The sequence below is a fragment of the Streptomyces diastaticus subsp. diastaticus genome, from assembly GCF_011170125.1.
In the GTDB taxonomy this organism is placed as follows: Bacteria; Actinomycetota; Actinomycetes; order Streptomycetales; family Streptomycetaceae; genus Streptomyces; species Streptomyces diastaticus.
Genome location: NZ_BLLN01000002.1, coordinates 163,967 through 178,149, shown reverse-complemented (window position 1 = coordinate 178,149; position 14,183 = coordinate 163,967). Strand labels below are relative to the sequence as shown.

Sequence of the window (14,183 nt, the reverse complement as noted above, 5' to 3'; positions counted from 1 at the left end):
TACTGCCACCGCTCACGGTACGAGCCGGGCCCGGGCCAGCGCGAAGGGGCTCCCCGCCTCGGCCGGGGCGAGCCGGACGAAGGCCGAGGTCAACGCGGTCAGCGCGGCGGGAATCCGCCAGGCGTCGCGGTCGCGGGGGCCGATCGCGTTGGAGACCGCGCGGACCTCCAGCACGGGCACGCCGTGCGCGGCGGCCGCCTCGGCGACGCCGAACCCCTCCATCGCCTCGGCCACCGCCGAGGGGTGGCGGGCCAGCAGTTCGGCGGCGCGCGCGGCACTGCCCGTCACCGTGGAGACGGTGAGGACCGCGCCCGGCAGGAGCCCCGCCTCGCGGGCCGCCCCGACCAGCGCGGCGGGCGGCAGGTGGACGTCCGTACCGAAGCCCAGGCCGGTCACCGGGACGAAGCCGTCCGGGGTCTCGGCTCCCAGGTCGGCGGCGACGATCCGGTCCGCCACCACCACGGCGCCCAGTGGCGCCCGCTCCGCGAAGCCGCCGCCGATCCCGGCCGAGACGACGAGGTCGTACGGGTTGCCCGCGAGCCGGGCCGCCGTCAGCGCCGCCGAGGTGGCGCTCGCGGCGGCCGCCGGGCCGACCCCGGCGGCCAGCACGTCGGCGCCCGGGGTACGCAGCAGCACCACGCCGGGCAGGGCCGTCTCCTCCGGCGTCCCGGACGCCCCGAACGCGCGCGCCACCGCGTCCCGCTCGGGCGGGACAGCGGTGGCGACGAGGAGCCGCACGGCGGGCGTGGGCAGGCGGGTCAGGAGTCCTTCTCCAGCTTGAACGACCACAGGCCGGTCGCGGCGCTGCCGTCGTTCTCCAGGATGGAGAGCACGGTGGAGTTGCCGGACGCGCCGTACTGCTGGTTGAAGAAGACGCTGCCGGGGATGGTGCGGTACGTCTTGTTGGAGGCGTCGGTCAGCGGCTGCCCGTTCATCAGGATCGTCCAGCCCTTGTCGGCGATCTCCGGCTCGACACCGATGTGGACGTCGGCCTCGGTGTCGACCTTCACGGTCTTCACCTCGGCGTCGTCACCGGAGCCGCCGTCGCCCTTGTCCTGGAGGCACTCCTGGAGCTTCTTCTCGTCGATCTTGGAGCCGCCGTTCCAGCACGTCGCCTCGGAGTTCACCGACTCGGTGCCGATGGTGACGGTGGCCACCGCCGTGGGCTTGTCGCAGGCGGACAGGACGAGCAGGCCGGCGGACACCGCGCCGAGAACGGCGAACCCGCGGCGCGTGGCCGGGCTGAACTGACGTGCGGCTCCGCCGCGGGGCAGGGATGTCATGGGCGAAGGCTATCGGGCCCGTTGGAGGGTCACGCCACGCGGGGGTGCGGCGCGCCGCGTCTGGCCGACGCCAGCAACGCCCGTACGGTCGCCAGCCAACCGAGTGCCACGATCAGCGCGCCCACCGTCAGCCCCAGCGGCCCGCGTAGCGGCAGCGCGATCCCGACGGCGCCGCCCACCACCCAGGCCATCTGCAACAACGTCTCCGAACGGGCGAACGCCGAGGTCCGCACCAGCTCCGGCACATCGCGCTGGATCAGCGCGTCCAGCGACAGCTTGGCCAGCGCCTGCGTGAACCCGGCCACCGCGCCCAGCACCGCGACCACGGCCGCGCCGAAGAACACCGCGGCCGCCACCGCCACCGCCACCAGCACCCCCATCACCGTCACGATGATCACCTCCGGCGCCCGGGACCGCAGCCACGCGCCGACCGCCGTGCCCAGGGCGTTGCCGGCCCCGGCCGCCACGCCGACCACCGCCAGCGACACCGCCGCGCTCTGCCCCGTCAGCGGATGCTCCCGCAGCAGGAACGCCAGGAAGAAGATGAGGAAGCCGCTCAGACCGCGCACGCAGGCATTGGCGGCGAGCGCGTGCGTCACCGCCGGGCCGACGGTCCGCAGCCCCGGCCCCTTCCGCCTCCTCTCCCCGCCGCCGTCCTTGCCGCCCTCCTCCCGTACGGCCTCGGGTGCCGGCCTCTGCCGTACCGGACCGGGCGCCGCGTCCGGCCCGGGCTCGGCCACGGTGTCCCAGCGGGCGTCCACCGCCGCCGCCAGGTGCTGCTCGTCCGCCGCCAGCAGCGCCCGCCGTTCGCCGCGCGCCGAGTCGACCTTCGGCGGCAGCCGGAAGGACAGGAAGGCGCCGGAGAGGAAGAGGACGCACGCCCCGTACAGCGGCCAGCCCGGCCCGATCATCTGGAGCCCGGCCCCGGCCGGCGCCGCCACCCCGGTCGCCAGCAACCCGCCCAGCGTCACCCGCGAATTGGCCTTGACCAGCGAGAAACCCCGCGGCAGCAACCGGGGCACCACCGCGCTGCGCACCACCCCGTACGCCTTCGACGCCACCAGCACACCGAGCGCCGCCGGATACATCTCCAGGCTCCCGGTCGCCACCGCCCCCGACAGCACCAGCGCCAGCACGGCCCGCGCCAGCATCGAGCCGGCCATCGCCGCCCGGCGCCCGTGCGGCAGGCGGTCCAGCAGCGGGCCCACCACCGGGGCCAGCAGCGTGAAGGGCAGCATCGTCACCGCGAGGTACAGCGCCACCCGGCCCCGCGCCTCGTCCGTCGGCACCGAGAAGAAGACCGTCGAGGCCAGCGCCACGGTGACCATCACGTCCCCGGCGCCGTTCACCCCGTGCAGCTCGATCAGCCGCCCGAGCCCCGACTCGCCCGCGCCCTGCGCGTGCGTCACCTTGCGGATGCCGCGCGCCGGGCCCGTCACGGGTGTCCGCAGCGCGCGGCCCACAACCCGGGCGGCCCTGCGCACCGGGCCGCGCTCCACGCGTGGCGAGCCTGAGGCGGTCACGTGGTCATAGTGCCCCCTGGTGGGCCGAGTATGACCCGATGCGTCCCGAGCCAACCCCTGTGGCGGAAGCCGGGCCGCACCGGGGCCCCGACGGGCAGCTCACGGGGCCTTCGCGACGCGCCGCCGAGGCCCCTGAGCGGCCCGGCTTCCCACGTCGGTGTGGGAGACGAGGCCGCGAGAGGGTAGCGTGCACTCACGCGCCTGCGGCGGTAGCTCCTGGCCGCGCGCCTCTTCGCGATCCCCCGGAACGGATCGCGGGGGCGTGCCCTGGACGGCCGGGCGCGGACGTCGACGCGGCCCCTCGGTCCGCTCCGTCCGCTCCCCGTCCCCGCCGCATGCGACTCGTGAGACGGCGTAGGAGAGAAGCGATACCTGTGAGCGCAGCGACAACGCGAAGCCGCACCCCCGACCGCTTGTGCGCCGAGGCGGTCGACCTCGCCCGGGCCGTGGCCGAGGAGACCGCCGCACCCGGGGTGGTCGGCGAGCACCTCGCGGTCACCGCCGACGGGGACCGCGTCGCCACCCACTACTTCGCCTGCCACGACCCCGGCTACCGGGGCTGGCGTTGGGCCGTCACCGTCGCCCGGGCCTCCCGCGCCAGGTACGTCACCGTCGACGAGTCCGTGCTGCTGCCCGGTCCCGACGCCCTCCTCGCCCCCGAGTGGGTGCCGTGGAGCGAGCGGCTGCGCCCCGGCGACCTCGGCCCCGGCGACCTGCTCCCCACCGAGGCCGACGACCTGCGCCTCGAACCCGGCTGGATCGCCGACGAGGAGCCGCCGCCCAACTCGGCCGTCTCCGCCGACATGGCCGAACTGGCCGAGGCCGAGGACGCCTCACTCTCCGCCGGCCCGCCCGCCGACCTGCCACTCGCCCCCGAGCGCGGCACCGTCACCTCCGTCGCCGAGGAACTGGGGCTGCGCCGCTCCCGCGTCCTCTCGCGCTACGGGCTCCTTGAGGCGGCCGAGCGCTGGGACGCGGAGTACGGGGCCGAGTCGGCGATGGCCCAGGCCGCGCCGGCACCCTGCGTGAGCTGCGGGTTCCTGCTGCCGCTGGCCGGGTCGCTCCGGCAGGCCTTCGGGATCTGCGCCAACGCCTACTCGCCCGCCGACGGGCACGTCGTCTCGCTCGCCTACGGGTGCGGGGGCCACTCGGAGGCGGCCGTCATGCCCACTCCTCCCCGCCCGCCGGCTCCTGCCCTGGACGAGACCCGGCTCGACGCGCTGCCGCTGGACTAGGGCCTGTCCGGCGGATCCTCGTGGCACAGCCTGCGGCGAGAGCGCGTGCCAGGCGTCGCGGGCCCGCGAAGATCCGTCGGCAGGCCCTGGCCAGGGGGTCTTCACAGTCCGGCACGGCCACCCGCGGTGCCCGGCACGCACGCACCGCACCGGCCGAAGGGCGGGGCGGCTCCGCCGCGAAGCCCTTCGGCCACCGCGTCGAACGTCACGCACCGAGGTCGTGGACACCGCGCACGAGGGGCGTCCGCCCGGTCAGGCGCGTCGGCGGCGCTACGGGTCAAGACGGCTGAGGAGTCTCCCCGAGGAGGACGCCGAGGCCGTCGAGGAGGCGGCGGAGGCCGAACTCGAAGAGCGCGTCGAGGTCGAGTTCGAAACCGGTCGTGGTGAGGCGGGACAGCTCGGGGAAGCCGCCGCCGGCGAGAATCGCCATCAGTGCGGGCTCCTGGGTGTCCATCCACTCCTCGCTGCCGAGCCCGCTGTCCGCCTCGGCCTCCCGTTCCGTCTCCAGGTGGATGGCGGTGCCCCGGGCGTGGTTGAGCAGCATGAGGTGCGCGGTGAAGGCGGTCCGAGGGTCGAGCCCCTGTTCGTGCAGGGTGGCGAGGACCCACTCGCTGTACGGCAGCGCCGTGGTGATCATCTGCGGGCGGGTCACCGACAGTGCCGCTGCGAGCCACGGGTGCCGGCGGAACAGGTCCCAGAACTGCCGGACCGCCAACTCGACCGCCTCCCGCCAGCTCTCCGGGCGGTCGGAGGGCAACGGACGTTCCGCGACGACCCTGTCCATCATCCGCGTCAGCAGGTCGTCCTTGTCGGCCACGTGCCGGTAGAGCGACATCGTGGCCGCCCCGAGCTCGGCCGCCACCCGGCGCATCGAGACCGCGGCCAGCCCCTCCGCGTCGGCGACCGTGACAGCGGCGGCGACGATCCGTCCGAGCGTGAGCGCCGCCGGGTCGGAGGACGCCCCGGACGGTCCGCCCCGGTGGGGCGGGGCCGCGGGGCGGGCGGGACGGGCCGGGCGGTCCCGGGGCGCCACGACGGTCCCGACGCCGGGAACGGCGCGGACCAGGCCCTCGCGGCGCAGCTCGGTGAGTGCTTTGGTCGCGGTCGCCATCGCGACGCCCCACCGCCGGGTGATCTCGCGGGTCGAGGGCACACGATCGCCCGGCGCGAGTTCACCCGTCTCGATCCGCCGCCGCAACACGGCGGCGATCCCGCTGTAACGCGGCGCGCTCTGTCCGCCCACGGACACCCCTCCGTACTAGTGCGCTTGGCCGCCCTCATCCTAGTGGTCGGAGTCGGGAGATCTTCACGAGCGGGGTCTCCACGTGGGCTCGGTGCACTAGTGCGTAACACCGCAACAAGCCTCGTGCGGGCGGCCGTTGAGGCTTGCGCACTAGGTGCGTACGGCGTACCTTCGCGCCATGCGGAACGACGAGATACTCATCTGCGGCGCCGGGATCGCGGGGCCGGCGCTGGCGTACTGGCTACGCGAGGGGGGCTTCGCGGTCACGCTCGTGGAGCGCGCGCCGGAGCCACGGCCGGGCGGGCAGACCGTGGACCTGCGCGGCGCCGGCCGCACGGTGATCGAGCGGATGGGCCTGATGGGCCGGGCCAGGGCGATGAGCGTGGACCAACGCGGCTTCGCGCTGGTCGACGCGGCCGGCCGGATCACCGCGCGGATGCCGGCCGACAGCTTCGGTGGCGAGGGCATCGTCTCCGAGATCGAGATCCTCCGCGGCGATCTCGCCCGTCTCCTGTACGAGGCCACCTCGCCGGGGACGGAGTACCTGTTCGACGACACCGTCACCGGGATCGAGCAGGAGGCGAACGCGGTCACCGTCACCTTCGAGAAGGCCGCCGCGCGCCGGTTCGGGCTGGTGGTCGGCGCGGACGGACCGCATTCCGTGATCCGCGCGCTGGCCTTCGGCCCGGAGCGGGAGTCCGTCCACCCGCTCGGCCTGTACACGACCTGGTTCACCGCCGTCGACGACCTGGACCTCGACGGCTGGTACCGGATGCACAACGCCCCCGGCGGCCTGGTCGCCTCCGCACGGCCCGGCCGGATCCCCGGCGAGATCAAGGCCGGACTCAGTTTCCGCTCGCCTCCGCTCAGCTACGACCGCCGCGACACCGCCGCCCAGCGGGAACTCGTGGCCGAGCGCTTCGCCGGCGTCGGCTGGGAGGCACCACGGCTGCTGCGCGCCATGCGTGGCGCCACGGACTTCTTCTTCGACTCGATGGGCCAGGTGCGCCTCGACCGCTGGTCGCGCGGGCGTGTGGCGCTCCTGGGCGACGCCGGCTACTGCGCGACCCCGCTCACCGGCCTCGGCACCAGCCTGGCCCTGGTCGGCGCCTACGTCCTCGCCGGTGAACTCGCCGCCGCCGGGGGCGACCACCGCACGGCCTTCGGCCGCTACGACGAGGTCATGCGCCCCTACGTGCGCCGGGCCCAGCGGCTCCCGCCGGGCGGCACCTCGGGATACGCGCCCTCGACCCGGCTGGGCATCCGCCTGCGGGACCTCTCCATGCGGCAGATGCAGCGCCGGCCGATGCGTGACCTGCTCGCCGCGCAGTTCAGCAAGGCCGAAGACGTCGCCCTGCCCGCGTACGGTCTCAGCGCCGGCGGGCGGTGAGCAGCGGCCCGGCCGTGCGGCGGCTCCCGCCCGGTGACCGGGTGCCGGCGTGAACCGGGAGCCGAGCGGGCCGCGCCGGGCGGGATTCCGTCACCCGGACGGCCACGGGGAAAGCGCCCCCTCATTTGGAGCGCCCCCCGCTCCCGAGGCACGCTTGCCCCGATCAGCAGGCGCAGCCCAGTCCCCGAGGAGCGACCGTGACCCACCCCACCCCCGCCCAGGAGGGCACGGACCCCTTCGGTACCGCCCGCCGCCGGCGGACCGTGCTGGACTCGTGGGCCGCCTCCCCGGCCAGGTTCCGCGAGGACGCCAACGCCGAGGAGGACCTGGTCCTCGGCGGCTACCGTGACCGCCTCGTCGTGGAACTGGCCCAGAACGCCGCGGACGCGGCAGCCCGCGCGGGCGTGGCGGGCCGGCTGCGCCTGACCCTCCACGAGAGCGCGGACACGCACGTCCTGGCGGCGGCCAACACGGGCGCCCCCCTCGACGCCACCGGCGTCGAGTCCCTGTCGACGCTCCGCGCCTCCGCCAAGCGCCCGGGCGCCGAGGCGCGGCCGAGCGTCGGCCGGTTCGGCGTCGGGTTCGCCGCCGTCCTCGCGGTGAGCGACGAACCGGCGGTCCTCAGCCGCACCGGCGGCGTCCGCTGGGACCTGGCGCAGGCGCGTGAGGCGGCCCGCGAGGTGGCCCGGCACAGTCCCGGCCTCGGCGACGAACTGATCCGGCGCGACGACCACGTCCCGCTGCTCCGGCTCCCCTTCGCCGCCGAGGGCGGCCCGCCCGAGGGGTACGACACGGTGGTGGTGCTTCCGCTGCGGGACGCGGCCGCCCACGACCTGGCCGAACGGCTGCTCGCCGCCGTGGACGACTCGCTGCTGCTCGCCCTGCCGGGCCTGAGCGAGATCGCGGTGGAGACGCCCGGGGGGACGCGCGTGCTGCGCCGCCGCGACGAGCCGCCGTACGTCGTGATCGAGGAGACGGCGGGGGACGCCACGAGCGCCGGGACCCCCGGCGAGACGCGTCGCTGGCGCACCGCCGCCGCCGACGGGCCGCTCGACGCGGCCCTGCTGGCCGACCGCCCCGTCGAGGAGCGGCTGCGGCCGTTCTGGTCGGTGGTGTGGGCGGTGCCGGTGGACGCCGAGGGGGCCCCGGCCCGACCGGCGACCGCCCCCGTCGTCCACGCCCCGACGCCCAGCGACGAGCCGCTGGGCGTGCCCGCCCTGCTCATCGCCTCCTTCCCGCTGGACACCGCCCGCCGCCACGTCGCTCCCGGCCCGCTCACCGACTTCCTGGTGGCGCGCGCCGCCGAGGCGTACGCCGGGCTGCTCGGCGCGTGGCGCCCGGTGAGCCCGGACGTCGTGGGCCTGGTGCCGGGCCCGCTGGGTCAGGCCGCCGTGGACGGTGCCGTACGCGCCGCCGTACTGGAGCTGCTGCCGCGCACCGCCTTCCTGGCGCCCGCGCTGCCGCCGGCCGGGCCGCGGGAGGAGGCCGACACCGACGACACCGACGTCCCGCTGCTGCGGGCCGACCGGCCGGAGGCGCTGCGGCCGATCGAGGCCGAACTGGTGGAGGGGGCCGGGGAGGCGACCGTACGCGTCCTCGCCGAGGTCCTGCCGACGCTGCTGCCCGCCGGGCTGGAGCGCCGTCCCGAGCTGCGCACCCTGGGCGTCGGCCGTCTGTCGCTGGGCGAGGCGATCGACCGGCTGGCCGGGGTCGAGCGCTCCCCGGCGTGGTGGTACCGCCTGTACGACAGCCTCGCCGGGGTCGACCCCGACCGCCTCCAGGGGCTGCCGGTGCCGCTGGCGGCCGGGGCGACGGCCGGCAGCCCGCGGCAGGTGCTGCTGCCGGGCCCGGCCGAGGACGGGCCGCGGCCCTCGGCGCTGGCCCGTCTCGGCCTGAAGGTCGCCCACCCCGAGGCCGCCCACCCGCTCCTGGAGAAGCTGGGCGCGCTCCCGGCCACGCCCCGCGCCGTGCTCCGTACGCCGCAGGTGCGCGCGGCCGTCGCCGAGTCGCTGGAGGGCGACGGGTACGCGCTGCGCGACGACGCCCCCGACGCCGAGGAACTGGCCGAGCTGGTCCTGACGTTGGTCCGGGACGCCGACCTGGCCCCCGGCGATGAGCCCTGGCTCGGCGCCCTCGCCCTGCCCGACGAGGACGGCGAACTGTCGCCCGCCGGCGAACTGGTTCTGCCCGGCGGAGAGTTCGCCTCCGTCATGCGGGAGGGCGAACTCGCCGCGGTGGACGAGGAGTGGGCCGGGCGGTGGGGCGAGCAGCCGCTGGCCGCCTGCGGCGTGCTGGCCCGCTTCACGCTCGTACGCGCCACGGACGTCGTCCTCGACCCCGATGAACTGGAGCCGCGTGACAGCGACTTCGCCGAGCCGGACGACGCGGGGCTGCTCGACGCCGTCGACGTGTGGTGCGAGGACGTGCTGGACCGCCTCCCCGAGGGGCCCGTGCCGCCGGTCGCCACCGAGATCACCGCCGTCCGCGATCTCGACCTGGTCGACGACGACCGCTGGCCCGAGGCGCTCGCCCTGCTCTCCCGGCCGCCGCTGCGCGACGCCCTCACCCAGCCGGTACGCGTGCTGCTGCCCGACGGCACCACCGAGTCGGTCCGCCCCTACACCGCGTGGTGGCTGCGCGGACACCCCGTCCTCGACGGCCGCCGCCCGGCAGGTCTGCGCGCCGCCTCGGGCGACGCGCTGCTGGCCGGGTTGTACGACGAGGTGGACGCGGCCGGTTTCGACGACGCGCTGGTGCTGCGCGCCCTCGGGGTGCGCACCACCGCCGCCGCCCTGCTCGACGAGCCGGGCGGCGCCGCCGAACTCCTGGACCGCCTGGCCGACCCGGACCGTGAGGTCTCCACCCGTCACCTGCACGCGCTGTACGGCCTGCTGGCCGGGCTGGACCCGGACGAGGTGACGCTGCCGGACGAGCTGCGGGCCGTGACCGACGGGATGGTGGAGGTGGTGGACGCCCGTGACGCCCTGGTCGCGGACGCCCCCGACCTGCTGCCCTTCGCCACCGGACGCCCCCTGCTGCCGGTGGCCCCGGCGCTGGCCGCCCGCCTCGCCGAGCTGCTCCAGGTGGGGCGGCTCTCGGAGTCGGTGCGGGTGTCGCCCGAGGGGGAGGGCGTGGAGCACCCGGTGCCGGACGCCGTACGCGAACTCCTCGGCGACGGCGTACCCGCCTCGTACCGGGAGCACGAGGAACTCCTCGCCGACGGCGTCGAACTGGACTGGCACCTCACCCCGTCCGGTGTCCTGCACGCCGCCACCCTGGAAGGCGTCGCCGCCGGCCTCGCCTGGGCGGCGGGCCAGTGGCCGCGCCGCTTCGAGGTGGCCGCCCTGCTGGAGGACCTGTCCCGCACCGCCGAACTGGCCCGCGACCGCTGGTTCGACTGACGCCGCCGCCCGGCCGGTCCTCGCCCCGGGGCGAGGACCGGCCGGGCGGCTTCGGGGCGCGGGTGCGCCGTGGCCCGGCCGGGTAGGTCCGGCCCGCGTGCGGCCGGGGTGGGACGCGGCCCGCTCTGTTCACAGAAAGGTCGCAGTGTCCTACAACCCTTCACATGTCCCCCGGGTCTATCGAGTCGAGTCATGGGACTCGACAGACCTCGCGGTGGCCTCGTGCCGCCGCGGTCTGGGGACGGCCTCCACGGGGGCCCTTCTCCACCTGGGGAAAGACACATGCGTATTCGTGCCACCGTCGCCGTCGTCAGCGGCGCCCTGGCCCTGTCCGCTCTCACCGGCGCCGCCGCCCAGGCAGCTCCGGGACCCGACCGTGAGCGGCCCGCACCGCCCACCGCCCAGTCGGTGTTCGGCGGGAAGGCGACCGTCAAGGGGCAGGGCTTCAAGGCCGCCGCCGCCCCGAAGATCTCCAAGGTCACCGTCAACGGCGGCAAGGACATCGTCCTCGGCACCACCAAGCTGAAGACCGTCACCGTCAGCATCACCGCCTCGCACGCCAGCGGCATCGGTGACGCCTACACCTACCTCTGGCACGGCTCGACGCCCGAGACGGCCGACTGGCTCATCGTGCCGAACGAGGAGTACGCGAGCTGCAAGGCGTCCAGCGCGACCACCTCGACCTGCAAGCTGACCGTCACGATCGACCCGCAGTGGGACCTCGTGAACGACCTGGCCGGAAGCTGGAACGTGGTCACCGCGGCGCAGGCCGCCGACGAGTCGGACTTCGTCTGGAACGACAAGGGCGCCAAGACGCGCGTCCAGCGCGCCTCCCGGCTGGACGTGAACGCCACGCCGGAGCCGGTCAAGAAGGGCAAGACCCTCACGGTCAAGGGCACCCTCTCCCGTGCCAACTGGGACACCTGGAAGTACGCCGGCTACACCAAGCAGTCGGTGAAGCTCCAGTTCAAGAAGAAGGGCGCCGCGAGCTACTCGACCGTGAAGACGGTCAAGAGCGGCACCAAGGGCGCGCTGAAGACCACCGTCAAGGCCGCCTCGGACGGCTACTGGCGCTGGAGTTTCGCGGGGACCTCCACCACGCCGGCCATCAACTCCAAGGCCGACTTCGTGGACGTGAAGTAGCCCCCACCGCCCCGAGGGCCGCTCCCCCATCGCCACAGCCAGGGGGAGCGGCCCTCGGCCGTGTCCGGGCGCGGCTCACCACAGGGCCTGCCCCCGGCGCCACGGCGCATCGCTGCCGCGTCGCCGACCCGGTGGCGACGCGCGCCCCGGTGCCCTCGGTGCCCCGTCCCTGCTCGTCGTTGTGTCCGTCCCGGCCCCGGCCCCGGTGCTCGTGCCGTGCGGGCCCGGCTCGACGACGTACCCCTGGTGACCGCGGGCCCACACCGAGGTGTGTGGGGGCCGGCCCCCGGTCCGGCGGTGCGGGTCTCGGTGCGGGCGGGGTGGCCGGTAGGGGGGGGCGGAGGCCCGCCCGCCCGGCCCCCGGTACCTGGGCGCGGGATTCCGGGCGGGTGGCCCCCGGCGGCGCCCACGTCTCACGGGTGGCGGGGTGGGGCGTGCGCCCGGCCCGCCGCCCCGCGCGGCCGGCCGGTGCTGCCCGGTCCCCGCCGGGCCCGCCGGGCGAGTTCCACCGTCAGCGGCTCACACCGGCAACCGGCGGTCGACGATCCGCCACACCACCTCGACCAGCCCCGCCGCGACCACCGCGATGCCGACCGCCGCCCACGGCATGACGGAGCCCACCAGCCGCAGGGCGAAGAAGTCCTGGAGCCAGGGGACCAGGAGCACCACCACGAAGGCGCCGGCCATCGTCGCGACCAGGCCGATCCGCCACCAGGTGTAGGGCCGGGCGATGATCGCCAGTACCCAGATGGAGACCAGGAAGAGGGTCAGTGTCGCCGCGCTCGTCTCCGCCGGGAGCGAGTCGGGGCCGGTGTAGTACGCCCGCGCCGTCATGTACGTGGTGAAGGTGGCGAGTGCGGCGATGACGCCGCCGGGGATCGCGTACCGCATCACGCGCTTCACGAAGTGCGGCTGGGCCCGTTCCTTGTTGGGGGCGAGGGCGAGGAAGAAGGCGGGGACGCCGATGGTCAGGGTGGAGAGCAGCGTCAGGTGCCGGGGGAGGAAGGGGTACTCGGTCTGGGAGAGGACGACCAGGACGGCGAGCAGCACGGAGTAGACCGTCTTGACCAGGAAGAGTGTCGCGACCCGGGTGATGTTGCCGATGACCCGGCGGCCCTCGGCGACCACCGACGGCAGCGTCGAGAAGCTGTTGTTCAGCAGCACGATCTGGGCGACGGCCCGGGTGGCCTCCGATCCCGAACCCATGCTCACGCCGATGTCGGCGTCCTTGAGGGCGAGGACGTCGTTGACCCCGTCGCCGGTCATGGCGACCGTGTGGCCGTGCGACTGGAGGGCGCCGACCATGTCCCGCTTCTGCTGCGGAGTGACCCGGCCGAAGACGGTGTTCTCGTCCAGCGTGTCGGCGAGGGCCGCCGGTTCCTTCGGGAGCTTGCGCGCGTCGTAGGTCCGCTCGGCCCCGGGCAGCCCCAGCTTCCCGGCGACCGCGCCGACCGAGACGGCGTTGTCCCCGGAGATGACCTTGGCCGCGACGTGCTGCTCCTCGAAGTAGCGCAGGGTGTCGGCGGCGTCCGGCCGCAGTCGCTGCTCCAGCACGACGAGGGCGGTCGGTGTGGCCCCCGCGCCCGGATCGGCGGCGTCCAGGCCGGCCTCGGCGCGGGAGAGCAGCAGGACGCGCAGGCCGCGTTCGTTGAGCGCGTCGGTCTCCGCGAGCGCCTCGGCGCCGGGGGCCAGCAGCACGTCCGGGGCGCCGAGCAGCCAGGTGCGGGCGGTGGTGCCGCCCTCGTCGAAGGAGGCGCCGCTGTACTTGCGGGCGGAGGAGAACGGGAGCGTGCCGGTGGTCCGCCACCCGTCGGGGGCCGGGCAGGCGTCGATGACGGCCTGGAGGCTGGCGTTGGGCCGCGGGTCGCCGGCGCCGAGCGCGCCGAGCACCTGCCGTACGTACGCCTCGTCGGCGCCGCCGAGCGGGCGGATCGACTGGACGTCCATGCCGCCCTCGGTGAGGGTGCCGGTCTTGTCGAGGCAGACCGTGTCGACGCGGGCCAGCCCCTCGATGGCGGGCAGCTCCTGCACCAGGCACTGCTTGCGGCCGAGCCGGATCACGCCTATGGCGAAGGCGACCGAGGTGAGCAGCACCAGGCCCTCGGGGACCATGGGGACGATGCCGCCGACGGTGCGGGCCACCGAGTTCTTGAAGTCGTTGTCCCGGACGACGAGCTGGCTGATGACGAGGCCGACCGCGGTCGGCACCATCATCCACGTCACGTACTTGAGGATGGTGCTGATCCCCGAGCGCAGCTCGGAGTGGACCAGGGTGAAGCGGGAGGCCTCCTCGGCGAGCTGTGCCGCGTACGCCTCGCGGCCGACCTTGGTGGCGCGGAAGGCGCCGCCGCCGGCGGTCACGAAGGAACCGGACATCACCTCGTCGCCGGGGCGCTTGACGACCGGGTCGGCCTCGCCGGTCAGCAGGGACTCGTCGACTTCCAGGCCGTCCGCCTCGCGGACCTCGCCGTCGACCACGATCTTGTCACCGGGGCCGATCTCGATGAGGTCGCCGAGGACGATCTCCGAGGTGGAGACCTCGCCGGATCTGCCGTCCCGGCGCACGGTCGGCTTGGCCTCGCCGATCACCGCGAGTCCGTCCAGGGTGCGCTTGGCGCGCCACTCCTGGAAGATGCCGATGCCGGTGTTGGCGACGATGACGAAGCCGAAGAGGCTGTCCTGGATCGGCGCGACGAAGAGCATGATCACCCAGAGGACGCCGATGATGGCGTTGAACCGGGTGAAGACGTTGGCCCGGGCGATCTCCGCCAGCGAGCGGGAGCTGCGCACGGGGACGTCGTTGACCTCGCCGCGCGCGACCGCCTCGGCCACCTGCGCCGAGGACAGCCCTGTCTCGGGTGGCACGGCGGGCGTGGCGGCGTCCGGTTCCGTCCCCGTGTCGATCCGACCGTTCCCGGAGTCCGGACCCCCGGTGTGCACCTGTCCCCGCTGCGTCATGACACAG

9 protein-coding genes are annotated in these 14,183 nt (G+C 75.1%); 4 read left to right on the top strand and 5 right to left on the bottom strand.

Going from position 1 to position 14,183, the window contains the following annotated elements:
* Positions 1–12: 12 nt before the first annotated feature.
* The 3 genes from Sdia_RS02545 to Sdia_RS02535 are packed head-to-tail and all read right to left on the bottom strand — an operon-like array spanning position 13 to position 2,767.
* Entirely contained in the window at positions 13–738 is a 726-nt protein-coding gene (locus Sdia_RS02545) for a futalosine hydrolase (protein WP_100456231.1), read from the bottom strand.
* A gap of 20 nt (positions 739–758) precedes the next feature.
* Positions 759–1,283 (bottom strand): DUF2771 domain-containing protein, encoded by a 525-nt coding sequence (locus Sdia_RS02540; RefSeq protein WP_100456230.1) that lies wholly within the window; start codon positions 1,281–1,283, stop codon positions 759–761.
* Between the two features lie 29 nt (positions 1,284–1,312).
* Positions 1,313–2,767 (bottom strand): MFS transporter, encoded by a 1,455-nt coding sequence (locus tag Sdia_RS02535; protein WP_189500134.1) that lies wholly within the window; start codon positions 2,765–2,767, stop codon positions 1,313–1,315.
* A gap of 413 nt (positions 2,768–3,180) precedes the next feature.
* Between Sdia_RS02535 and Sdia_RS02530 the strand changes: the two genes are divergently transcribed.
* Positions 3,181–4,041, top strand: coding sequence for a DUF3027 domain-containing protein (locus tag Sdia_RS02530; protein WP_100456228.1), 861 nt, complete (start codon positions 3,181–3,183; stop codon positions 4,039–4,041).
* A 277-nt stretch (positions 4,042–4,318) separates the two neighbouring features.
* Here Sdia_RS02530 and Sdia_RS02525 read toward each other — a convergent pair whose 3' ends face one another.
* Complete coding sequence (locus Sdia_RS02525) at positions 4,319–5,284, bottom strand: TetR/AcrR family transcriptional regulator C-terminal domain-containing protein (RefSeq protein WP_115067773.1); 966 nt, start codon at positions 5,282–5,284, stop codon at positions 4,319–4,321.
* 178 nt (positions 5,285–5,462) lie between these two features.
* On the opposite strand from Sdia_RS02525, the gene Sdia_RS02520 reads away from it, so the two are divergent.
* From Sdia_RS02520 to Sdia_RS02510, 3 genes are all read left to right on the top strand, one after another.
* Positions 5,463–6,674 carry an FAD-dependent monooxygenase gene (locus Sdia_RS02520; protein WP_100456227.1) on the top strand — a complete coding sequence of 404 codons (1,212 nt, stop codon included), beginning with the start codon at positions 5,463–5,465 and terminating at the stop codon, positions 6,672–6,674.
* A 197-nt stretch (positions 6,675–6,871) separates the two neighbouring features.
* A complete protein-coding gene (locus Sdia_RS02515) occupies positions 6,872–10,075 on the top strand; it encodes a sacsin N-terminal ATP-binding-like domain-containing protein (RefSeq protein WP_189400227.1) in 3,204 nt (1,067 codons plus the stop codon).
* 282 nt (positions 10,076–10,357) lie between these two features.
* The gene (locus tag Sdia_RS02510) at positions 10,358–11,218 is read left to right on the top strand and encodes a calcium-binding protein (RefSeq protein WP_124287564.1); all 861 of its coding nucleotides are present in this window, start codon (positions 10,358–10,360) and stop codon (positions 11,216–11,218) included.
* A gap of 519 nt (positions 11,219–11,737) precedes the next feature.
* On the opposite strand, the gene Sdia_RS02505 is transcribed toward Sdia_RS02510, so the two are convergent.
* Positions 11,738–14,176: an HAD-IC family P-type ATPase gene (locus Sdia_RS02505; protein ID WP_100456224.1), complete on the bottom strand. Its 2,439-nt coding sequence runs from the start codon at positions 14,174–14,176 to the stop codon at positions 11,738–11,740.
* Positions 14,177–14,183 lie beyond the last annotated feature (7 nt).